This window comes from Staphylococcus piscifermentans, assembly GCF_900186985.1.
Classification (GTDB): Bacteria; Bacillota; Bacilli; order Staphylococcales; family Staphylococcaceae; genus Staphylococcus; species Staphylococcus piscifermentans.
In genome coordinates this window covers 1686343-1708882 of record NZ_LT906447.1, presented here as the reverse complement: position 1 = coordinate 1708882, position 22540 = coordinate 1686343, and the positions used below count along the sequence as shown (strand labels likewise).

The following is a 22540-nucleotide window of genomic DNA, read 5'->3' as shown; positions in this document are numbered from 1 at the left end:
TAGGAGGCACAATATTGGATAATGAACGTCAAAAAGCGCTAGATACTGTTATTAAGAATATGGAGAAATCGTTTGGTAAAGGTGCCGTTATGAAACTTGGCGATAACAAAGCTCGTCGTGTTTCAAGCATATCAAGCGGATCAGTAACATTAGATAATGCTTTAGGTGTAGGTGGTTACCCTAAAGGTAGAATTGTAGAAATTTATGGACCAGAAAGTTCTGGTAAAACAACTGTAGCTTTGCATGCTATTGCTGAAGTGCAGAAACAAGGTGGCGTCGCTGCATTTATCGACGCTGAACATGCGTTAGATCCAGTTTATGCTGAAGCATTAGGTGTAGATATCGATAATTTATATTTATCTCAACCTGACCATGGGGAACAAGGTCTAGAGATTGCAGAGGCATTTGTACGAAGCGGTGCTGTTGATATTATTGTAGTCGACTCTGTAGCAGCCTTAACACCGAAAGCTGAAATTGAAGGTGAAATGGGAGATACACATGTCGGTTTACAAGCACGTTTAATGTCTCAAGCTTTGCGTAAATTATCTGGTGCTATTTCAAAATCTAATTGTACTGCAGTATTTATCAACCAAATCCGTGAAAAAGTCGGAGTAATGTTCGGTAATCCTGAAACAACGCCAGGCGGCAGAGCGTTGAAATTCTATAGCTCAGTTCGTTTAGAAGTGCGTCGTGCAGAACAATTGAAGCAAGGTCAAGAAATTGTGGGTAACCGTACTAAAATTAAAGTTGTTAAAAACAAAGTAGCACCTCCATTCAGAGTAGCCGAAGTTGATATTATGTACGGCCAAGGTATTTCAAAAGAAGGCGAATTAATTGATTTAGGTGTTGAAAATGACATCGTTGATAAATCAGGTGCTTGGTATTCTTATAATGGTGAAAGAATGGGCCAAGGTAAAGAAAACGTTAAAAATTACTTGAAAGAACATCCAGAAATCAAAGAAGATATTGATAATAAATTAAGACAAAAATTAGGTATCTTTGATGGGGACGTTGAAGAAAAAGACGAAAAAGAAGCGAAAGCTGAGAAAAATGAAAACGCAAATTTATTCGATGAAGAATAGATAAGCGGTAATGTGAGTCTGCCTTTAGCTGTGCAGACTCCTTTTTTTACATACAATCAATTGAGGTTTCTGAATAGTTATTTTGTATCTCAACTTACAACTCTATTAGTCTATACACACTATTTTGAATTATATAGCGGACTTCAATTATTAACCTTGACACTCCTTGTATTTAAAAAGTACAATTAGTATGTATGATTCTTATATTACTTCATATAATCATATTGAAAGCGATATACAAATAAACAAAATCCTAGAAAAAGGAGGTGTTTGTGTGAATTTATTAACCCTCCTACTCATTTTGCTGGGGTGTATTCTAGGAGTTGTTGTAGGGTATATAGCAGCCCAAAAGGTTTTGCATGAGAAACAAGTTCAGGCAAAACAAACTGCAGATGATATTATCAATCAGGCAAACAAAGAAGCAGATAATCTCAAGAAAGAGAGATTACTTGAGGCTAAAGAAGAAAATCAACGTTTAAAAGAGCAAACGGAAAATGAACTTCGTGAAATACGTGGTAATCTTCAAAAACAAGAGGCCCGACTTCTTCAAAAAGAAGATAACTTAGAGCGTAAGTCTGATCTGTTAGATAAGAAAGATGAGATTTTAGAGCAAAAAGAATCGAAAATTGAAGAAAAACAACAACAAGTAGATGCAAAAGAGAGTAGTGTTCAATCAATAATAATGAAGCACGAACAAGAATTAGAACGCATCTCCGGTCTCACACGCGAAGAAGCAATCAACGAACAATTTCAGCGTGTTGAAGAAGAACTGTCACAAGATATTGCAGTACTTGTTAAAGAAAAGGAAAATGAAGCGAAAGAAAAAGTTGATAAATCAGCAAAAGAATTATTGGCTACTGCTGTGCAGCGATTAGCAGCTGAACATACATCAGAGTCAACAGTATCAGTTGTAAACTTACCTAATGATGAAATGAAAGGTCGAATCATTGGACGTGAAGGTCGAAATATTCGAACATTAGAAACATTAACAGGTATTGATTTAATTATTGACGATACGCCAGAAGCTGTTATCCTATCTGGCTTTGATCCGATTCGACGAGAAATTGCACGTACAGCTTTAGTCAATCTAGTTTCAGATGGACGTATTCATCCAGGACGTATTGAAGATATGGTTGAAAAAGCACGTAAAGAAGTAGATGATATTATCCGAGATGCAGGTGAACAAGCAACATTTGAAATTAATGTTCATAACATGCATCCTGATTTAGTAAAAATCTTAGGTCGTTTAAAATTCAGAACAAGTTATGGCCAAAATGTATTAAAACATTCTATAGAAGTGGCACACTTAACAGGTATGCTTGCAGCAGAGCTTGGCGAAGATGTGACATTGGCTAAACGCGCTGGTTTATTACATGATGTGGGTAAAGCCATTGACCATGAAGTCGAAGGCAGCCATGTAGAAATCGGTGTAGAACTTGCTAAGAAATACCATGAGAATGAAACAGTAATCAATGCAATTCATTCACATCATGGTGATGTAGAACCGACATCAATTATCTCTATCTTAGTCGCAGCAGCAGATGCACTATCTGCAGCGCGTCCAGGTGCACGTAAAGAAACACTTGAAAACTATATTAGAAGACTAGAACGTTTAGAAGCTTTATCTGAAAGTTATGAGGGTGTTGAAAAAGCATTCGCAATACAAGCAGGTAGAGAAATCAGAGTTATTGTATCTCCTGAAGAAATCGATGATTTAAAAGCGCATCGTTTAGCAAGAGATATTAAAAAACAAATTGAAGATGAACTACAATATCCAGGACATATTAAAGTGACAGTTGTTCGTGAGACGAGAGCAATTGAATATGCGAAATAATTTTTGAAATATAACCTCAGGCCAGTTGGCTTGGGGTTTTTTGATTAGGAAAATGAATGAATTACAAATCCTTTTATCTAACAAAAATTATCGCTAAAAAAGAGAGTGGAGAAATTCTGATTTTCTCCACTCTCTTCTGTTTAATAGATTAAATTCAAAAGAATAAAAGTCAATCCTGATAAACATCCTGAAATTATGATAACGGCTACCAAGGGTTTAAATGCTCTATTTTTTAAGTCTTTGAATGAGACATTCAATCCTAAGGCCACCATAGCCATCATCATAAAGAGATTAGTTAGCACATCTAGAAATTGCATAATAATGCCTGGAATATCAATATAGGTATGGATAATAGCCATTATTAGAAACCCAATTAAGAAATAAGGGATATCAATTTTGTGAGCTTCTGAGGATCCCTTTGAGGTATATTTCATAATTATGATTAAGATAATACTCACAGGAATCAATAGAAATACACGGCCTAATTTTCCTAATAGCGCAATACTTAAAGCGTTGTTTCCAGAAAAATCAGCAGCTAATACTACATGTGCAATTTCATGTAAGCTAGTACCTGCCCAAGCGCCATATAGTTGCGGTGATAAGCTTAACAAGCTATCTACAAGCATATAAACAAGGGAAAATATAGTGCCGATCAAAGCAATGATACCAATACTGATTGCTGTATCTTTTTCCCGAGATTTAAGTATAGAAGATGTAGCAGCTATAGCCGCAGCTCCGCAAACACCTGTCCCTATACCTAATAAAATACCGAGTTTAGCATCTCCTTTAATCCATTTATTCAAAAAGTATATTCCAATGATACTGAAAATAACTACTCCTACATCAACCGCCAATAAAGTTGCGCCTTTAGTAATAATTTCATTAATATTTAGCTTTAGTCCATACAAAATAATAGCAAATTTTAGTAACCGCTTCGATGAAAATTCGATGCCGTTTCTATATCGAGTTGGATACCCTTTGAAGTGTCTATATATAATAGCAATTAAAATAGCGATTGTAAGTGATCCTATATTTTCTAATATTGGAATCTTGGATAATAATAAACTGATTAATGCGATGATAAATGTGAAACTAAGTCCGAGTGTAAAATTATTATATTTAGGTATTTTCATCTGCATCAACTCCTTTAATTTAGGTTATCACGTCAAATTTATAACGTGAAATAAATAATTAGTATAATCGTCATAACAAAAATGTTATAATTATTAAAAGGGTAGGGGAGGTTTAAGCGAAATGGATCCGTTTAAAGTGTTGATTGAAGTTGTAAAAGCACGAAGTTTTACAAAGGCAGCTGAAAATTTATATACATCGCAACCGTCAATTAGTCGTGATATAAAAAAGCTTGAAACTGAATATGATGTGAAAATTTTTGAATTCAAGCATTCTAGGATGACCTTAACAAGTGATGGCGAAAAATTATTTAGTTATGCCTTAAAACAAAAGCATTTAGAAGATACGTTGAGAAGAGAATTACAACAAGCGCCTCACAGTATTTCTGGAGAACTTACCATTGGCAGTAGTTACACTTATGGAGAATATCGACTTGCTCAAAAACTTGGAGAGTTAGCTCAAAGTTATCCTAAGTTACATATCCATGTACATTTAGACAATTCAGATCATGTAATTGAAAATGTACAGCGTAATATTATTGACCTAGGAATTGTTGAAAAAGAAATTCAAGCCAATATGATAGAAAGCACTCGTATTGAAAAAGACGAAATGGTTTTGATTCATAAAAAAGCTGGAGGCTCCAATATGGATACGTGCTTTGTGCGAGAGAAAGGTTCTGGCACGCGTTTTTATCAAGAAGAAGGATTAGCACAATTTCAATTGCATCCTTTTTTAGTAGAAATCAATAACACTACCTTGATTAAGAATATGGTGCATGATGGATATGGCTTTTCTATTGTATCTAAAAAGACTTTGACTCCTTTCGATAAAGAAAAACTTGAGATTATTCCTCTCGATATTGAACGGTATTTCTATTTACTTACACATACAAATAAATATATCGATAAAAATATGGAGATTCTGATAAATAAATTTACAGAAGAATAGAAGGAATAAAAAGAGGATACTCCAAATTGGAGCATCCTAGTACATTTCTTAAAATTCTTTTATCTTTTAATTAATTATTTGCTTAGTAATAAATCAGTATTTTTAACTTCTCTTAAAACTTCACATGTATCGAAAGCATTTGATGATAAGTTAGCGTATCTTTCTGCTAATCGATAAGCATTAATGTAAAGTTCTAATGCGTCTTTAGCGATATCTTCTGGGTCCTCGCTTTTTGAAGGATTCGATTGAAGTACAAGTTCTGCAAACTTTTCGGGATCAATGTTAATTGACATTTAGTTATTACATCTCCTATAAATTTGATAGACAAATCATAACATAGAAATAATTCTCAAAAAAGCGCCACAATGCTTCATTCATGACTTATTTTTGAACAATTAAGCTATGTTACGTCTTACCAAGTCTTTACCCGCTCTCCATAAAGTTAAATATTTTTTTGCAAAAATTTAATGAAGTTACATAATCAAAGCGTTTACAGACTTTGCAAGATTAAATTTTTCTATTAAACTAGCTTATAAGAGAGGATGAATCCATTTTGAGAATATTATTTATCGGTGACATTGTCGGCAAAGTAGGTAGGGAAGCCATCACCACTTATTTACCGAAATTAAAACAGCAATATCGTCCTACAGTGACAATTGTGAATGCTGAAAATGCTGCACATGGAAAAGGGATAACTGAAAAGATATATAAACAGTTGTTGCGTGAAGGCGTCGATTTTATGACAATGGGAAATCATACGTACGGCCAACGCCAAATTTATGAATTTATCGATGATGCAAAACGCATGGTAAGACCAGCTAATTTTCCTGACGAAGCACCAGGTATCGGTATGCGTTTTATACAGATAAACGAAGTTAAACTTGCGGTTATCAACTTACAAGGTCGAGCATTTATGCAAGATATTGATGATCCTTTCAAAAAAGCAGATCAATTAATTGAAGAAGCACAAAAAGAAACGCCTTATATATTTGTAGACTTTCATGCGGAAACTACTTCAGAAAAGAACGCGATGGGATGGTATTTAGATGGACGTGCCAGCGCAGTAGTGGGTACGCATACACATATCCAAACCTCAGATAATCGAGTTCTTCCTAACGGTACGGGTTATATTACTGATGTAGGTATGACAGGCTTCTACGATGGTATTCTAGGTATTAACAGAGAGGAAGTCATTTATAGATTTATTTCAAGTCTTCCTCAAAGACATGTGGTTCCAGATGAAGGTAGAGAAGTTTTATCCGGTGTTATCATTGATTTAGATAAAGAAGGTAAGACAAAAAATATTGAACGTATTTTAATTAATGATGATCACCCATTTGACATGTTAAAATAGTTATCGTCCATTAGTATGAATTTAAAGTAAAACCGCTGTTAATATAGTAAAGCAGTGGTTTATTTTGTTATGATTAATAGTGAATTAAATTACAGGAGGCAAAGGTATGAAATCACAAGTATCATGGAAAGTTGGCGGTCAACAAGGTGAAGGAATCGAGTCGACAGGAGAAATCTTTGCCACAGCTATGAACCGTGAAGGATATTACCTATACGGATACAGACATTTCTCAAGCCGAATTAAAGGCGGACATACCAACAATAAAATTAGAGTATCAACAAAGCCAGTACATGCTATTAGTGATGATTTAGATATTCTCGTTGCATTCGATCAAGAAACAATTGAGTTAAATCACCATGAGATGCGTGACGACAGTGTGATTATTGCTGATGCGAAAGCCAAACCTTCTAAGCCTGAAGATTGTAAAGCACAACTGATTATTCTTCCTTTTACTGATATTGCTAAAGAATTAGGAACTAAATTAATGAAAAATATGGTAGCAATTGGTGCGACTTGTGCCATTATGGATTTAGATATTCAATCATTTGAAGCACTTATCGCAAACACTTTTGGTAAAAAAGGTGAAAAAGTCGTAGAAAGCAATATCCAAGCATTGCACCAAGGCTACGATGCGATGAAAGAACAAATGCCTGAATTAGAAGGTGATTATCACTTAGAACCAAGTGAATCAGAACCTCATCTTTATATGATTGGTAATGATGCTGTTGGATTAGGTGCGATTTCAGCAGGATCTAAATTTATGGCAGCTTATCCAATTACACCTGCATCAGAAATTATGGAGTACATGATTGATAACCTGCCGAAAGTCGGCGGTACAGTTATCCAAACTGAAGATGAAATTGCAGCGGCAACTATGGCTATCGGTGCTAACTATGCAGGTGTTAGAGCATTTACCGCTTCAGCCGGTCCAGGTCTGTCACTGATGATGGAATCAATCGGCTTGTCTGGTATGACTGAAACACCATTAGTAATTGTAAATACACAACGTGGCGGCCCATCTACAGGATTACCTACTAAAGAAGAGCAATCTGATTTAATGCAAATGATTTATGGTACACATGGCGATATTCCAAAAATCGTGATTGCACCTACTGATGCTGAAGATTCTTTCTATTTAACAGTTGAAGCGTTCAACTTAGCTGAAGAATATCAATGTCCAGTTATTATCTTAAGTGACTTACAATTAGCATTAGGTAAACAAACAGTTGAGCAACTAGATTATGACCGTATTGAAATTAAACGCGGTGAATTATTACAAGGTGACATTGAACGTGATGAAGATGACAAATCTTACTTTAAACGTTATGCACTTACAGCTAATGGGGTATCTCCTAGACCAATTCCAGGTGTCAAAGGCGGTATTCATCACGTTACTGGTGTTGAACACAGCCAAGAAGGTAAACCAAGCGAGTCTGCACAAAACCGTCAAGAACAAATGGATAAGCGTATGCGTAAAACTGAAAATTTATTAATTTCAGAACCAGTTATTGATGATCAGCCTTATGATGATGCAGATATCTTATATATCGGCTTTATTTCTACAAAAGGTGCGATTCAAGAAGGTAAATCACGTCTTGAAAATCAAGGTGTGAAAGTAAATCATTTACAAATTAGACAATTGCATCCATTCCCAGCAGAGATAGTGCAAGAAGCGGTAGATAAAGCGAAAAAAGTAGTAGTTGTCGAACATAACTATCAAGGTCAATTAGCTAACATTTTAAAAATGAATGTTAATGTACACGGTAAATTGATTAAACAAACTAAATATGACGGCACACCATTTTTACCGCATGAAATTGAAGATAAAGGATTAGAGATTGCCAAAGAGACTGAAGGAGTGGGTACAAGTGGCAACATTTAAAGATTTCAGAAATAACGTTAAACCAAACTGGTGTCCAGGTTGCGGTGATTTCTCTGTGCAAGCAGCGATTCAAAAAGCTGCAGCGAATGTTGGATTAGAACCTGAAGAAGTAGCATTGATTACAGGTATTGGTTGTTCAGGGCGTTTATCAGGATATGTTAACTCTTACGGCATGCACGCCATTCATGGCCGTGCACTTCCAATTGCACAAGGTGTGAAAATGGCAAACAAAGATTTAACCGTTATTTGTTCTGGTGGCGATGGTGATGGTTACGCTATTGGTATGGGTCATACTATTCATGCTTTACGTAGAAATATGAATATCACCTATATTGTTATGGATAACCAAATTTACGGTTTGACTAAAGGACAAACTTCACCATCTTCAGCACCTGGTTTTGTAACAAAAACAACTCCAAAAGGTAATATTGAACAAAATGTAGCACCATTAGAATTGGCATTATCTTCAGGAGCCACTTTTGTCGGCCAAGGATTTTCAAGCGACATTAAAGGTTTGACAAAATTAATTGAAGAAGCAATCAATCATGACGGCTTTTCATTTGTAAACGTCTTTTCACCATGTGTAACTTACAATAAAGTAAACACTTATGATTGGTTTAAAGAGCATTTAGTATCTATTGATGACATTGAAGATTATGATGCAAGCGATAAAAATAAAGCAATTCAAACAGTCATTGATAATGAATCGCTCGTAACTGGAATTGTTTATCAAGATAAAGAAACGCCTTCATATGAGTCACAAGTTGAACAAATGAGTGGTGAACCTTTAGCTAAGCAAGATATCAAAATTGATAAAGGACAATTTGAGGATTTAACACAACAATTTGTATAATATTAAATAAAAGTTCTCTTTATGTCTGGAAAAAGGGTATAAACCTACTAGGACGTAAAGAGAATTTTTATATTTTTAAAATGTAGTACAGATACATAATTTAAATGATAATTTATACGATTTAGATAAATATATAATATAAACGTTTGGTACACCGCTTTAATTGGGTATTGATAAATATGTCATATTAAAGAGGTGTATGAATGACAAAAGAAATCAATAGAAACGATGAAGAAAGTGCTAAGCAGCAAAGACTATTAGACAATATCTTTGCGAATTGTTTAGGACAACATCCCGATTATTTGAATAACCAAAATGATGATAAAAATATAGAAAAAGAAGGACAAGAAGAGAGAAAGTATTTATTGAAAACTGCAGCGAATCGAGAACACTTAGCAGAATGTATACGCGATTATATTAATGGGGATTTAGTGAAAGTACTGGTGGATGAAAGTATGTTGATAGATTTTACAGAATCTGCAAATCAAGATCATACACACTTCAAGAGTAGAAATAAAGAATTAGTTACGAAATTTAATAATAGAATACAACAAATCAAAGGAAATATTCCTTTTGATAAAGGGAATCAACCTGTACCGGTAATGGTGAAAAGAGTAAAATCTGGTGGATTTAAATCAATAGCAATCGATGATATTCATCGCCTCGTCTATAAACAAATAGATAACCGTCTTATCGTTGTAAGTTGTTATTACCATACTATTTAAATATTCCTGTCATACTAATACACACTTCATTAAAAATTTGATACATTTAAAGTAACATATGAGGAAAAGAGGAGTTTCAGTATGCAAGATACATTAATGAGCATTCAAGTTTTGCCGCAAACACCAAATGGAGAAGATGTGATTCCTTACGTTGATGAAGCCATAAAAATCATTGAGCAATCTGGCTTAGATTTCCGAGTAGCACCATTAGAAACAACAGTGCAAGGTACAATGAGTGAATGTTTAATTCTGATTCAAAATATTAATGATAGAATGGTTGAATTAGAAGTGCCAGGCGTCATCAGTCAAGTGAGATTTTATTACGTGCCGACTGGTATTACAATGGAAGAATTGACCGTTAAATACGATTAAGAGAAAATTTTAGTTTATTGCTTAAGACCTAAGTATTCATTTAAAAAATGATGAGTACTTGGGTCTTTTTTTATTTGCAAAAATATCAGGTGTTAGGTTGATAAAAATAGAATGCAAAGTTGACATAATAGTCAGACAATTAATATAATTCAATTATAGAATTTTAAGTGGCATATTAAAGGAGGAAATATATGAAAAGAAGATGGTTTAAATTAGCAATAGTATTGTTGTCATTGTTATTGGTATTATCTGCTTGCGGCAGTAAGAAATCCAATAATGAAAAGGAAACAGGAAGCACTGGCAAAAGTGATGCAAAAGGCGGTACTTTAAACATTGGTTCAGGTGCCCCACCAGAAGGTAATTTTTCTGGCATTTTTGCGGGATCTGCTACTGATTTAGGAGTAATTGGATTATTTAGTGACGGATTATTTAAAATGGATGATCATTTACAAATGAAACCTGATTTAGCTTCTTGGAAAGAGATCGAACCTGCTAAAAAGTTTAAATTCACTTTGAAAAAGGGTGTTAAATGGCAAGATGGCAATCCTTTAACAATTAATGATTGGATTTTTACATTAGAAACTTTAGCAGATCCAGATTATGAGGGACCTCGCTTTGATAATGTGGAGGCTATTGAAGGAGCAAAAGAAAAACACGATGGCAAAGCAGAATCAATTTCTGGTATTAAAAAAATTGATGATTACAATGTTGAAATAACTTTTAAAGAAAAGAAAGTAAATAACTTATTGAAACTCTATAGCGGTGATTTGTTAAGTGAAAAGATTTTTAAAGATATTCCAGTAAAGGATATGGCGAAATCAGATGCTATACGTAAGCATCCAATTGGATACGGACCTTTTAAAGTTAAGAAAATTGTAGATGGAGAATCTGTGCAGTTGGAAAAATATAAAGATTACTGGAAGGGAGAACCTAAACTAGACAAAATCAATTATAAAGTTGTAGATCAGAATGCTATTGTCAAAGCGCTTCAAAACGGTGATATTGATATGGTTGGCGAAGGAACAGCACCGATGGCTAAACAAGTTAAAGAATCTAAAGCGGATAATGTTAAAATTTTAACTGCACCATCTACACAATATATGATTGTTGGTTTTGTTTTAAATAATTATGATAAAAAAGCGATGAAAGTTGGCTCACCTCGTCCAAAATATCAAAATGTTAAATTAAGACAAGCTATGGATTATGCAATTAATAAAGATGAGTGGATTAAAGCTTTCTTACAAGGTTACGGAAAACCAACAAACTCATTAATTCCAACTAACCACTGGGTATCTCAAGGAGATAAAGGATTAACAGATTATAAGTATAATGTTAAAAAAGCTAAAGAATTACTAGATGAAGCAGGTTATAAAGATAAAGACGGTGACGGCTTCAGAGAAGATCCGAAAGGTAAAAAGTTTGAAATTAGCTTAAAACATTATGCTGGTACTAACCCGACATTCGAACCAAGAACTGCTGCTCTTAAAGGATATTGGGAAAAAGTGGGTTTAAAAACTAAAGTAAGTATGGTCGAGTTCGGTAAATTTGGTTCAGATTTAGAAAATGCTGATAAAAATATGGAAGTTTATTTCAGAACTTGGTCACAAGGTGCTGACCCAGATCCTTCAGGATTATATAAATCTAATGCTTTATGGAATGAGTCAAGATATAACAACCCAGAATCAGACAAATTATTAGCTGAAGCAACTGATTATGATGTAGTCGGAAACAGTAAAGAAAAACGTAAAGATATTTACTTAAAATGGCAAAAAATTTGGAATAAAGAAGTTCCTGTTATTCCACTTGTTGAACTAGAAGATATTACATTAGTAAGTAATAAAGTTAAAAACTTTGAAGTTTCCATGAAAGGTGCTAACCCTGCTAATGAATGGACTGTAGAAAAATAATTTTTGCTTGAAAAGCCTCGATAGTTTTCGAGGCTTTTTCTAAGCAAAAGAGGAGTGTTGAGATTGACAGCAGAGAATATATTAGAAATAACACAATTAAGAACCAGTTTTTACATAAAAAAAGATTGGTTTTCTGCAGTGAACAATATTAATGTGTCAGTAAAAAAAGGAGAAATTTTAGGAATAGTTGGTAAGTCGGGTTCAGGGAAATCAGTTTTAAGTTTATCTATTATGCAGTTATTACCCGAAAAAATAGCACGAATAGAAAAAGGAGAAATCAACTTTAAAGGTAAACGTATCGATAATATTAAAGAAAATGAATATAACAAGATGCGGGGCAAAGAACTTTCGATGATTTTTCAAGAACCTATGACAGCTCTAAATCCAGTATTTACAATAGGAAATCAACTTATCGAAAAAATTACTTTACATCTAAAATTAAATAAAAAAGATGCGAGAGAACGAGCGATAGAGTTATTAAATCAAGTAGGTATCCCCAGAGCTTCAGAAGTGATTGATAATTATCCGCATCAATTGTCCGGAGGTATGCGTCAAAGAGTAATGATTGCTTTAGCGATTTCGTGCCAACCAGATTTGCTGATTGCTGATGAACCTACAACTGCATTAGATGTAACTGTACAAGCGCAAATATTAGAACTATTAAAGAAAATTAGAGAAGAAAATGATATGTCTATTATATTTATTTCGCACGATTTAGCAGTTATATCCGAACTTTGTGATCGAGTTGCTGTTATGTATGCAGGTAATATTATTGAAACTGGTTCAACAAGTGAAATTTTTCAATCTCCTAAACATCCATATACTCAAGCATTAATAAGGTCTATTCCTAAGTTGGACCAAAGCACTGATAAGTTAGAAGTGATAGAAGGAAGTGTACCTTCATTAGTAAATATGCCGAACCAAGGATGCAGGTTTGCAAATAGATGTCCTTATGCGATGAATGTTTGTGAACAAGGAGATATTTCTTTGAAACTGATTGATTCAGAACATAAAGTTGCTTGTCATTTATATGACGAGGATTGATGGAGGCAAATTATGGATAAAAAGACAATCTTAGAAGTAAACAATCTTAAACAATATTATCCGATTAAGGGCGGCTTTTTTCGAAGAACTGTTGGATATGTTAAAGCAGTAGATGGAATAAGTTTCAAAATTAAAGAAGGAGAGACTATGGGGTTAGTAGGTGAGTCTGGTTGTGGCAAATCTTCAGCTGGAAGAAGCATCTTAAGATTACAAGCGCCTACTGATGGCACTATTACTTTTAATAATGAAAATATAACACACATTAAAGGTAAGAAACTGCGAGATGCCAGAAAAGGCTTTCAAATGGTTTTTCAAGATCCGTATGCCTCTTTAAATCTTTTGCAAATGGTAGGAGATATCGTAGGAGAACCTATCAAAAATTATAGTAAAAAAACAAAAAATGAATTAGAAGAAGAAGTTAAAGAATTATTGGTAAAAGTTGGTTTGAATACTGAGGATTATTATAAATATGCGCATGAATTTTCTGGCGGTCAGCGCCAAAGAGTTGGAATAGCTCGTGCCTTAGCTTTAAAGCCTAAGTTGATAATTTTAGATGAACCTGTTAGTGCTCTAGATGTTTCGGTACAATCTCAAGTACTGAATTTATTGGATGATTTACAAAAAGAATTTGATTTGAGTTATCTGTTTATTGCTCATGATTTAAGCGTTGTGAAACATGTAAGTGATTATATAGGCGTTATGTATTTAGGGCATATTGTGGAACAAGGTCCAGCTGATGAAATTTATAAACATCCTAAACATCCTTATACTCAGGCTTTAATTTCAGCCATACCAGAAATTGATAAAGATAAACGTAAAGAACGTATATTATTGACTGGAGACTTGCCATCACCAGCAAACCCTCCAACTGGATGCCCATTTCATACTCGATGTCCAATAGCACAAGAAGTTTGTAAAACAAAAAAACCTGCATATAAGGAAGTCAGTGAAAATCATTTCGCAGCTTGCTTGTTGATAGATGATGAGGTGGAGAAATGATTCAATTAATTATACGACGATTATTATTAATGATACCGTTGCTATTTTTAATCTCAATAGTAATATTCGGTATATCCAAATTGCAGCCTGGTGATGCATTTACAGGGGCAGGATCTTCATCTGAAAATTCCGCGCAATATTTTGAAGCACAAAGAAAAAAATTAGGCTATGATCAGCCTATTCATGTTCAATATATGATGTGGGCAGAAAAAATTGTACACGGTGATTTAGGTGAATCGGTAAGATTTAAAAGACCGGTTATTGATTTGATTGAAGAACGTATGCCAAACACAATTATTTTGGGGACGTTGAGTTTGATTTTTACTTATATCTTAGCCTTTCCTTTAGGAATTATTTCGGGTCGTAAAGCTTATTCGCCTTTAGATTATTCCATTCAAGTTGTCAACTATTTCTTATTAGCATTACCTTCGTTTGTAGCAGGAGTATTTGCAATATATTTATTCGCCTTTCAGCTGAATTTATTTCCGTTTCAAGGGTCTGTAACTATTGGTTTAGAAGAAGGCACTTTTCCTTATTATATGAGTAAACTATATCATGCATTCTTACCTGCTTTAATCCTGGGCGTAATGTCAACAGCAGGTTACGTTCAATTCTTGAGAAATGATATTATCGAAAATTCTCGTAAAGATTATGTCAGAACAGCTAGATCTAATGGTATTTCAACAAGTAAAATTTATAATAAACATATTTTAAGAAACTCTGTAATCCCGATTGTTACTTTCTTTGGCGGAGATGTTTTATCAATTTTTGGTGGAGCTGTAATTACGGAAACGATTTTTTCTTATCCAGGAATTGGTAAGCTTTTAATTGAAGCAATTAGCGGCAAGGACTATCCATTGATGATGGCGTTATTATTATTCTTTTCGTTTTTAGGATTATTAGCGAACTTAATCTCAGATATAGCATACAGCATTGTTGACCCAAGGATTAAGAGCAATTAAGGAGGAAAAGAAATGTCTAAAAATAATAAAGTTAAAAAAGAAAGCCTTTCGCCTTTAAAAAGTGCTTTAATTAATTTTACCCATAATAAATTAGCGATGACTGCATTAATTTCGTTGTTATTCATATTTATTATTTCAATGTTGTCTCCGCTTATAGCTCCGCATGATCCTAATGTACAAAACCTGGTATATATAAAAGGGGATATGTCACCTGAACATTTGCTAGGAACTGATGCTGGGGGACGAGATATATTTAGCCGTTTATTATATTCAGGGCGCGTTTCAATGGTATTTGGTATCACTACTACTATTGGGATATTAGTTATAGGTGTTATAGTCGGTATGATATCAGGCTATTATGGAGGGAAAGTGGACACAGTTTTAATGCGTCTTACAGAATTTGTGATGTTGTTTCCATTTATTCCTTTTGCTATCGTATTAAATGCTACTTTCAGCGAAAAAATCAAAAATCCATATGGTTCTGCATTTATACTTGGTGCCGTTATAGTAGTGTTATCTTGGGTTGGAATTGCACGTTTAGTGCGCGGAAAAGTAATGCAAGAAAAAGAAAACGAATATTTCTTAGCTGCCGTTTCAATAGGTACACCTGTTTATAAAATTATGTTGAAACATTTATTGCCAAATATTTTAAGTGTTATTATTGTGCAAGCTACATTATTATTTGCCGTTCAAATTGTAGCAGAAGCAGGTTTGAGTTTCTTAGGATTCGGTATTGAGAAAACAACGCCTACTTGGGGCAATATGTTATCAGATGCTCAAGAAGCGGATGTACTAAGTAGTAAACCATGGATTTGGATGCCGCCTGCTCTTGTAATAACTTATACGATTTTATGTATAAACTTTGTAGGAGAAGGCTTAAAAGATGCATTAAACCCAAAAGCTAAGCATTAATTGTAAATAAGTCGACTGAGTGTAATGAACTTTTAAAGTTAAACTTTGAAGTTCGCTATACCTCGTCGTCTTTTTTCTTCCTAGAATCATTTTGCACATTTCGACTAAACAATATATAATGAAGTAATGATTAATCGGGGATATAGAAAGGATTTTGCGAAGTGAATGAAGAACAAAGAAAAGCAGGTTCTTTAGATGTAATTGCACAACGAAATAAGAAAGAAAAAGATTATAGTCAATACTTCGAAACAGTTTATCAGCCGCCAAGTTTAAAAGAAGCTAAAAAACGTGGGAAAGAAGATGTTCAATATAACCGTGATTTCCAAATTGATGAAAGATTTAAAGAGATGGGTAAAGGTCGTACTTTTTTCATCAAAACATTTGGCTGCCAAATGAACGCACATGATACAGAAGTCATGGCAGGTATCTTTGAAGCGCTCGGTTACACATTAGCTGAAGATATTTTGAAAGCGGATGTTATTCTATTGAATACTTGTGCGATCCGTGAAAATGCTGAGAATAAAGTATTCAGTGAAATCGGTAACTTGAAACATTTAAAACGCGACCGCCCAGATTGCTTGATCGGTGTGTGTGGTTGTATGTCACAAGAGGAATCCGTAGTTAATAAAATCTTAAAATCTTACCAAAATGTTGATATGATTTTCGGTACACATAACATTCATAAATTACCAGAAATCTTAGAAGAAGCCTATATGTCTAAAGCTATGGTTATTGATGTATGGTCTAAAGAAGGCGATGTTATCGAGAATTTACCGAAAGTCCGTGATGATTATTTCAAGGCTTGGGTGAACATTATGTATGGCTGCGATAAATTCTGTACATACTGTATCGTACCTTTTACAAGAGGGAAAGAACGTAGTCGACGTCCTCAAGATATTATCGACGAAGTGCGTGATTTGGCCCGCCAAGGGTATCAAGAAATTACTTTATTAGGTCAGAACGTCAACTCATACGGTAAAGATTTACAAGATATGGAATATGATTTAGGTGATTTATTCGAAGATATCTCTAAAATAGATATACCGCGCGTGCGTTTTACTACTAGTCATCCTTGGGACTTTACTGACCATATGATTGAAGTCATTGCTAAAGGCGGCAATATCGTACCGCATATTCACTTGCCAGTACAATCAGGAAATGATGCGGTCTTAAAAATTATGGGACGTAAATATACGAGAGAAAGTTACTTAGATCTTGTGAACCGTATTAAAACAGCCATTCCTGATGTCGCGTTGACAACTGATATTATTGTAGGCTATCCAAATGAAACAGAGGAACAATTCCAAGAAACATTGTCCTTATACGATGAGGTTGAATTTGAACATGCTTACACATACTTGTATTCACAACGTGATGGTACACCAGCAGCTCGTATGAAAGATAATGTAGCAAAAGAAGTGAAGAAAGATCGTTTGCAACGCTTGAACCAAAAAGTAGGTTATTATTCAGAACGTGCATTAAAAGGATATGAAGGCCAAGTTGTGACAGTATTATGCGAAGGCAGCAGTAAAAAGGATAATGAAGTCTTAGCAGGTTATACGGATAAAAATAAACTTGTAAACTTCAGAGGTCCGAAAGAAGTTATTGGTAAATTAGTAGACGTAAAAGTCGATGAAGCAAAACAGTATTCATTGAACGGTACTTTTTTACATGTTCATGAACCTAAAACGGTGAATGCATAATGCATAACAAAGAAGAAATTTTAGCGGAAGCACATAAGCTGAGCAAACAAATCCAGCGTTTAGATACAGTAAAATATTACCAACGTGTAGAGACTCAAATTCATCGCAACCATCATATTGATGAGTGGATGAAAGATTTAAAGCAAAGACAAAAACAATCCGTTAATTTGCAGAATTACGGAAAAATAGAAGCGTATAAACGAAGTGAAGCAGAGATTGACCAGATTCAAGCTAAAATTGATGCTTTACCGATAGTGACAGAATTCAGAGAAGCCCAATCTGATGCGAATGACTTGTTGCAGATGATGATTAATACGATGGCTGACCGTTTAAACGCTGCACATCAAGATAAATAATCATTTTTAAAAATAGAAAGGGCGTCAATATATGAATGTGAGAAAACTTACTTTAACTTCGATGTTTATAGCGATTAATGTGGTTTTAAGCAGTATTATAGTTATACCATTAGGTCCGATTAAAGCCGCACCGGTTCAACATATGATTAACGTGTTATGTGCTGTATTTGTAGGTCCTTGGTATGGATTGGCGCAAGCATTTTTATCTTCAGTCATTCGTATGATATTCGGTACAGGCTCAGCCTTTGCCTTTCCTGGCAGTATGGTGGGAGTATTGTTAGCAAGTCTGCTTTATCGTTATCGCAAACACTTATTTATGGCCGCTATGGGAGAAGTTATCGGTACAGGTTTGATAGGAAGTTTTATGTGTATTCCGTTAGCTTGGATTATTGGATTGCATAGTATCGCAATCAAGCCACTTATGTTGGCATTTATTACTTCTAGTGCGTTAGGTGCTTTTATCAGTTATGTATTATTGATGATATTATTTAAAAAAGGAAAGCTTTCAAGATGGCTGCCTAAAGATTAGTATGAAAGTAAAGAAGGGCTGGGACATTATTATTTCTTGTCCCAGCCCGTTCTTCACTTAATAAGCAGTTTTATTTTGTGATTGATTTCTTAATTGAATATAGCGATCGATATAATTTGAGAATGCACCATCTACATTTGCATTAATCAAGTTTTTCATTGCAAGTTGTGTATTGGCAGTATAAGGATGAACAAGCAAGCCATGTTGATGCAAGCGTTCAACTTGTGCCGGTGTAGCATCATGATATTCAGGACCCACTCCACGTGCATAAGAAGCGATATAATTTAAATCTGCATCACTATACTGTGGTAGTTGCAACGCATCTGTTAATTGAATAAGCGGCATATTAGGATTTAACTTTTTCATTTTCAACAAGCTTTCTTGAGAAAATGATTGAATGACCACTTGGCCATTTCGTAATTTGTCCGGCGTTGTCATACCGTGTTTGCTTAAGGTATTTAATAACTTTTCTTCCATACCCGGATATACATTCGGTGATTTGGTTTCAATATAATAATTGGTATTTGTACCGTAACGTTGAAGGATCTCATCTAAAGTAGGAATTTTAGCCCCTGCATATTTAGGATTCGCATATTGTGGATTTTTTTGGTTAAACCAACTGCCGACATCCATTTTTTTCAATTGTGCAGTAGTATAATTTTTGACTGGTCCATGGTACTTGCCACCTGTAGTACGGTCCACTGTTTCATCATGCATCGCAATTAAATTGCCATCTTTGGTCATTTGCAAATCTAATTCTATGTAATCTGCGCCTAACTCGTTTTTTGCTTTATCATAAGCAAAGAAAGTATGCTCAGGAGCATAACCGCTCGCGCCACGATGTGCAATGGCTACGTTTCTATCAAGCACATTTTTATTTTGCTCCTGGTTTGTATGTGCTGTAGAAGAGTTGTCTGGCGACACGGGACCTGTGCCGCCACCGCTTGCTGATGCACTTTGCACGCCTGCAAGAATGGTTGTTGAAAGAATTGCTGATGTTAATAATGTTTTACCTAATTTCATCTTGAAACTCCATCTCCTTTTTAAAATCTAAATTTAATATAACAAAAGTCTATATACAATATTTTAGTTTTAACTATAAATTCATATAACTTTACTGCATATTAAAAATAGATTAACTTCCTTAGCAATTTTGTTTTTTCAAGTATACCATGAAAATGAGAAACTCGTATGCAAAGATAGAATTTGTTAAAATAGATGAGTTAAGAGAAAAGCAATTCACATTGTTTGCGTAAACCAACGAAAATGTATAAAATATATTAAATTAAAAAAGAATTAAAACGATAATAGAAGGAATGATTAAGAATCATGACAAATGTAACGCCGATGATGCAGCAATATTTAAAGATTAAATCACAATATCAAGACTGCTTATTATTTTTTAGATTAGGCGATTTTTACGAAATGTTTTTCGAAGATGCGAAAGAAGCTTCTAGAGTCTTAGAAATTACACTGACCAAGCGTGACGCGAAAAAAGAAAACCCGATTCCAATGTGCGGAGTGCCTTATCATTCAGCGGAAAGTTATATCGAAACTTTAATCAATGAAGGTTATAAAGTCGCTATCTGTGAGCAAATGGAAGATCCGAAAACCACTAAAGGAATGGTTAAAAGAGAAGTTATCCGTGTCGTTACACCTGGGACTATTATGAACCAGGGCGGTATGGATGAAAAACAAAATAATTATATCTTAAGTTTTGTTAAAGAAGGCTCAGCTATCGCGCTCAGTTATTGCGATGTATCAACAGGTGAGTTGAAAGTCACTCAATTCAGCGATGAAAGCATGTTGTTAAATGAGATTACGACCATTAATCCGAATGAAATTGTAACTGCAGAACAAGTTAGCGACGCGCTGAAACAGCAAATGAGCTTAGCAACTGAAACGATTACTGTTGTCGATGAAATCAGTAACGAAATGTACGAAGTGAACCAAATTGAAGATACCTTGATGCATCAAGCTGTACAGTTGCTCTTAGATTATATTCATCATACACAAAAACGCAGCTTGAATCATATTGAAGCAGCACAAGCGTACGAGGCAGTAGACTATATGAAAATGGATTATTACGCCAAACGTAATCTCGAATTGACAGAAAGTATCCGTTTGAAGTCTAAAAAGGGAACTCTGTTGTGGTTGATGGATGAAACAAAAACACCAATGGGAGCACGTCGTCTCAAACAATGGATTGACCGCCCTTTGATTTACAAACAAGCAATCAACGAACGTTTAGATGCAGTTTCTCAACTGATTGATCGCTTCATCGAGCGCGATACTCTCCGCAACTACTTAAATCAAGTTTATGACATTGAACGTCTTGTCGGGCGCGTAAGTTACGGAAACGTTAACGCGAGAGATTTAATTCAACTGAAACACTCTATTGCGGAAATTCCTAATATCAAAGCGTTGCTGGATGACTTTGATGATGAATTACCTGAGCAATTTCGCCAGTTAGAACCATTAAATGATTTGCTCGATTTATTAGAACAAAGTTTAGTAGAAGAACCACCGATCTCAGTTAAAGATGGCGGACTATTCAAGCAAGGCTTCAATAAACAACTAGATGAATATCTAGAGGCTTCAGTGAACGGTAAACAATGGTTGGCACAGCTGCAAGCGAAAGAACGAGAACGTACGGGTATCAAATCGCTTAAAATCAGTTTCAACAAAGTGTTCGGTTATTTTATTGAAATTACACGTGCTAATTTAAATGGCTTTGAACCAGCAGATTATGGTTATAATCGTAAACAAACGCTTTCCAATGCGGAACGTTTTATTACCGATGAATTGAAAGAAAAAGAAGACATCATTTTAGGGGCGGAAGATAAAGCGGTCGAACTAGAATACCAACTTTTTGCGAAATTGAGAGAAGAGGTTAAAGCCTATACTGAACGTTTGCAGAAACAAGCGAAGCTAATTTCAGAGATTGATTGCCTGCAAAGCTTTGCGGAAATTGCGCAAAAATATAACTATGTGCGCCCTGCATTCAGTGACGATAAAACATTAAATCTTGTCGATTCACGACATCCAGTGGTTGAACGGGTGATGGATTATAATGATTATGTGCCTAACGATTGCCGACTAGACCAAGAAGATTTCATTTATTTGATTACCGGCCCTAATATGTCCGGTAAATCTACGTACATGCGACAAGTTGCGATTATCAGTATTATGGCACAAATGGGGGCTTATGTACCATGTGGCTCTGCAGTATTGCCGATATTCGACCAAATATTTACGCGTATCGGTGCAGCAGACGACTTAGTCTCCGGTAAAAGTACCTTTATGGTAGAGATGTTGGAAGCACAAAAAGCCTTGACTTATGCAACAGCAGACAGCTTGATTATTTTTGATGAAATCGGACGGGGCACTTCTACCTTTGATGGATTGGCACTTGCTCAAGCGATGATTGAATATGTAGCCGAGACTTCACACGCCAAGACCTTATTTTCTACCCATTATCATGAATTGACTGCCTTAGATCAATCTCTTTCATGCTTGAAAAATGTGCATGTCGCAGCTAATGAATATCAAGGTGAGTTAATCTTCTTGCACAAAGTCAAAGATGGAGCGGTGGATGACAGTTACGGAATTCAAGTAGCAAAGTTGGCAGATCTGCCTGACCAAGTCATTGAGCGCGCACAAGTCATTCTAGATGCCTTTGAAGAAAAAGATGCACCGCACCCGCAAATCAGTCATTTGCAGCCGGAAACAGAATCTATCGTCAAAGAACCAGAAACAGAAATTATTAAAGATAAAAAAGAATCTGAGAGTGAACAGTTCCAACAAGGCACATTCGATTTGTTTGAAACGCCGCCTGCAGAAAGTGAGATTGAAGCAGAATTGAAGAAAATCAACATTTCTAATATGACACCGCTTCAAGCACTCAACAAACTCAGCGAACTTCAAAATCAACTAAAATAAGAGGT

20 protein-coding genes are annotated in these 22540 nt (G+C 34.9%); 17 read left to right on the top strand and 3 right to left on the bottom strand.

The genetic code is table 11. The annotated features are described in order from the left end of the window. The first annotated feature begins 14 nt into the window (after nt 1–14). Both recA and rny read left to right on the top strand, forming a co-directional pair. Nucleotides 15–1082, top strand: a complete 1068-nt coding sequence (recA, locus tag CKV71_RS08005; RefSeq protein WP_095105586.1) for a recombinase RecA — start codon at nt 15–17, stop codon at nt 1080–1082. A 274-nt stretch (nt 1083–1356) separates the two neighbouring features. Then, nucleotides 1357–2916 carry a ribonuclease Y gene (gene rny, locus CKV71_RS08000; RefSeq protein WP_095105584.1) on the top strand — a complete coding sequence of 520 codons (1560 nt, stop codon included), beginning with the start codon at nt 1357–1359 and terminating at the stop codon, nt 2914–2916. Between the two features lie 140 nt (nt 2917–3056). Here the strand turns inward: rny and CKV71_RS07995 are convergent, their stop codons facing one another. Then, a complete protein-coding gene (locus CKV71_RS07995; protein ID WP_095105580.1) occupies nt 3057–4049 on the bottom strand; it encodes a YeiH family protein in 993 nt (330 codons plus the stop codon). 121 nt (nt 4050–4170) lie between these two features. Here CKV71_RS07995 and CKV71_RS07990 point away from each other — a divergent pair, with 121 nt between their 5' ends. Beyond that, nucleotides 4171–4995: a LysR family transcriptional regulator gene (locus CKV71_RS07990; protein WP_095105574.1), complete on the top strand. Its 825-nt coding sequence runs from the start codon at nt 4171–4173 to the stop codon at nt 4993–4995. A 74-nt stretch (nt 4996–5069) separates the two neighbouring features. Here CKV71_RS07990 and CKV71_RS07985 read toward each other — a convergent pair whose 3' ends face one another. Then, complete coding sequence (locus CKV71_RS07985) at nt 5070–5288, bottom strand: hypothetical protein (protein WP_095105572.1); 219 nt, start codon at nt 5286–5288, stop codon at nt 5070–5072. Between the two features lie 260 nt (nt 5289–5548). On the opposite strand from CKV71_RS07985, the gene CKV71_RS07980 reads away from it, so the two are divergent. From CKV71_RS07980 to thiW, 13 genes are all read left to right on the top strand, one after another. Further along, nucleotides 5549–6349, top strand: a complete 801-nt coding sequence (locus tag CKV71_RS07980) for a TIGR00282 family metallophosphoesterase (protein ID WP_095105571.1) — start codon at nt 5549–5551, stop codon at nt 6347–6349. Nucleotides 6350–6455: 106 nt separating this feature from the next. Continuing rightward, nucleotides 6456–8231 carry a 2-oxoacid:acceptor oxidoreductase subunit alpha gene (locus CKV71_RS07975; protein ID WP_095105569.1) on the top strand — a complete coding sequence of 592 codons (1776 nt, stop codon included), beginning with the start codon at nt 6456–6458 and terminating at the stop codon, nt 8229–8231. After that, nucleotides 8218–9084 (top strand): 2-oxoacid:ferredoxin oxidoreductase subunit beta, encoded by an 867-nt coding sequence (locus tag CKV71_RS07970; RefSeq protein WP_095105568.1) that lies wholly within the window; start codon nt 8218–8220, stop codon nt 9082–9084. The genes CKV71_RS07975 and CKV71_RS07970 overlap by 14 nt, the downstream gene beginning before the upstream one ends. A 203-nt stretch (nt 9085–9287) precedes the next feature. Further along, a complete protein-coding gene (locus tag CKV71_RS07965; RefSeq protein ID WP_095105567.1) occupies nt 9288–9809 on the top strand; it encodes a type II toxin-antitoxin system YoeB family toxin in 522 nt (173 codons plus the stop codon). 81 nt (nt 9810–9890) lie between these two features. After that, nucleotides 9891–10181, top strand: a complete 291-nt coding sequence (locus tag CKV71_RS07960) for a thiamine-binding protein (RefSeq protein ID WP_095105566.1) — start codon at nt 9891–9893, stop codon at nt 10179–10181. Between the two features lie 191 nt (nt 10182–10372). Beyond that, the gene (gene opp4A / locus CKV71_RS07955) at nt 10373–12088 is read left to right on the top strand and encodes an oligopeptide ABC transporter substrate-binding protein (RefSeq protein WP_095105564.1); all 1716 of its coding nucleotides are present in this window, start codon (nt 10373–10375) and stop codon (nt 12086–12088) included. Nucleotides 12089–12151: 63 nt separating this feature from the next. Then, nucleotides 12152–13132, top strand: coding sequence for an ABC transporter ATP-binding protein (locus CKV71_RS07950; protein ID WP_095105560.1), 981 nt, complete (start codon nt 12152–12154; stop codon nt 13130–13132). A 12-nt stretch (nt 13133–13144) separates the two neighbouring features. After that, nucleotides 13145–14131, top strand: coding sequence for an ABC transporter ATP-binding protein (locus CKV71_RS07945; protein ID WP_095105557.1), 987 nt, complete (start codon nt 13145–13147; stop codon nt 14129–14131). Further along, nucleotides 14128–15093, top strand: coding sequence for an oligopeptide ABC transporter permease (opp4B, locus tag CKV71_RS07940; RefSeq protein ID WP_095105552.1), 966 nt, complete (start codon nt 14128–14130; stop codon nt 15091–15093). Before CKV71_RS07945 ends, opp4B begins: the two co-directional genes overlap by 4 nt. 12 nt (nt 15094–15105) lie before the next feature. Further along, on the top strand, nt 15106–16005 hold the full coding sequence (gene opp4C, locus CKV71_RS07935; protein ID WP_095105550.1) for an oligopeptide ABC transporter permease: 900 nt from the start codon (nt 15106–15108) through the stop codon (nt 16003–16005). Nucleotides 16006–16166: 161 nt separating this feature from the next. Continuing rightward, nucleotides 16167–17708 (top strand): tRNA (N6-isopentenyl adenosine(37)-C2)-methylthiotransferase MiaB, encoded by a 1542-nt coding sequence (miaB, locus tag CKV71_RS07930; protein ID WP_095105543.1) that lies wholly within the window; start codon nt 16167–16169, stop codon nt 17706–17708. Next, the gene (locus CKV71_RS07925) at nt 17708–18064 is read left to right on the top strand and encodes a YlbF/YmcA family competence regulator (protein WP_095105541.1); all 357 of its coding nucleotides are present in this window, start codon (nt 17708–17710) and stop codon (nt 18062–18064) included. The genes miaB and CKV71_RS07925 overlap by 1 nt, the downstream gene beginning before the upstream one ends. Nucleotides 18065–18095: 31 nt before the next feature. Further along, complete coding sequence (gene thiW, locus CKV71_RS07920) at nt 18096–18593, top strand: energy coupling factor transporter S component ThiW (protein ID WP_095105540.1); 498 nt, start codon at nt 18096–18098, stop codon at nt 18591–18593. Between the two features lie 57 nt (nt 18594–18650). On the opposite strand, the gene CKV71_RS07915 is transcribed toward thiW, so the two are convergent. Then, nucleotides 18651–19616, bottom strand: coding sequence for a glycerophosphodiester phosphodiesterase (locus CKV71_RS07915; protein WP_095105538.1), 966 nt, complete (start codon nt 19614–19616; stop codon nt 18651–18653). A 306-nt stretch (nt 19617–19922) separates the two neighbouring features. On the opposite strand from CKV71_RS07915, the gene mutS reads away from it, so the two are divergent. Then, nucleotides 19923–22535: a DNA mismatch repair protein MutS gene (gene mutS / locus CKV71_RS07910; RefSeq protein ID WP_095105536.1), complete on the top strand. Its 2613-nt coding sequence runs from the start codon at nt 19923–19925 to the stop codon at nt 22533–22535. Nucleotides 22536–22540 lie beyond the last annotated feature (5 nt).

What these genes read in the sequence shown, in the direction of transcription:
- CKV71_RS07960 (WP_095105566.1), top strand. Translation starts at nt 9,891, where the DNA reads ATGCAAGATACATTAATGAGCATTCAAGTTTTGCCGCAAACACCAAAT.
- opp4A (WP_095105564.1), top strand. Translation starts at nt 10,373, where the DNA reads ATGAAAAGAAGATGGTTTAAATTAGCAATAGTATTGTTGTCATTGTTA.
- CKV71_RS07990 (WP_095105574.1), top strand. Translation starts at nt 4,171, where the DNA reads ATGGATCCGTTTAAAGTGTTGATTGAAGTTGTAAAAGCACGAAGTTTT.
- CKV71_RS07975 (WP_095105569.1), top strand. Translation starts at nt 6,456, where the DNA reads ATGAAATCACAAGTATCATGGAAAGTTGGCGGTCAACAAGGTGAAGGA.
- CKV71_RS07925 (WP_095105541.1), top strand. Translation starts at nt 17,708, where the DNA reads ATGCATAACAAAGAAGAAATTTTAGCGGAAGCACATAAGCTGAGCAAA.
- opp4B (WP_095105552.1), top strand. Translation starts at nt 14,128, where the DNA reads ATGATTCAATTAATTATACGACGATTATTATTAATGATACCGTTGCTA.
- mutS (WP_095105536.1), top strand. Translation starts at nt 19,923, where the DNA reads ATGACAAATGTAACGCCGATGATGCAGCAATATTTAAAGATTAAATCA.
- thiW (WP_095105540.1), top strand. Translation starts at nt 18,096, where the DNA reads ATGAATGTGAGAAAACTTACTTTAACTTCGATGTTTATAGCGATTAAT.
- opp4C (WP_095105550.1), top strand. Translation starts at nt 15,106, where the DNA reads ATGTCTAAAAATAATAAAGTTAAAAAAGAAAGCCTTTCGCCTTTAAAA.
- CKV71_RS07965 (WP_095105567.1), top strand. Translation starts at nt 9,288, where the DNA reads ATGACAAAAGAAATCAATAGAAACGATGAAGAAAGTGCTAAGCAGCAA.
- CKV71_RS07995 (WP_095105580.1), bottom strand. Translation starts at nt 4,049, where the DNA reads ATGAAAATACCTAAATATAATAATTTTACACTCGGACTTAGTTTCACA.
- CKV71_RS07915 (WP_095105538.1), bottom strand. Translation starts at nt 19,616, where the DNA reads ATGAAATTAGGTAAAACATTATTAACATCAGCAATTCTTTCAACAACC.
- CKV71_RS07945 (WP_095105557.1), top strand. Translation starts at nt 13,145, where the DNA reads ATGGATAAAAAGACAATCTTAGAAGTAAACAATCTTAAACAATATTAT.
- CKV71_RS07985 (WP_095105572.1), bottom strand. Translation starts at nt 5,288, where the DNA reads ATGTCAATTAACATTGATCCCGAAAAGTTTGCAGAACTTGTACTTCAA.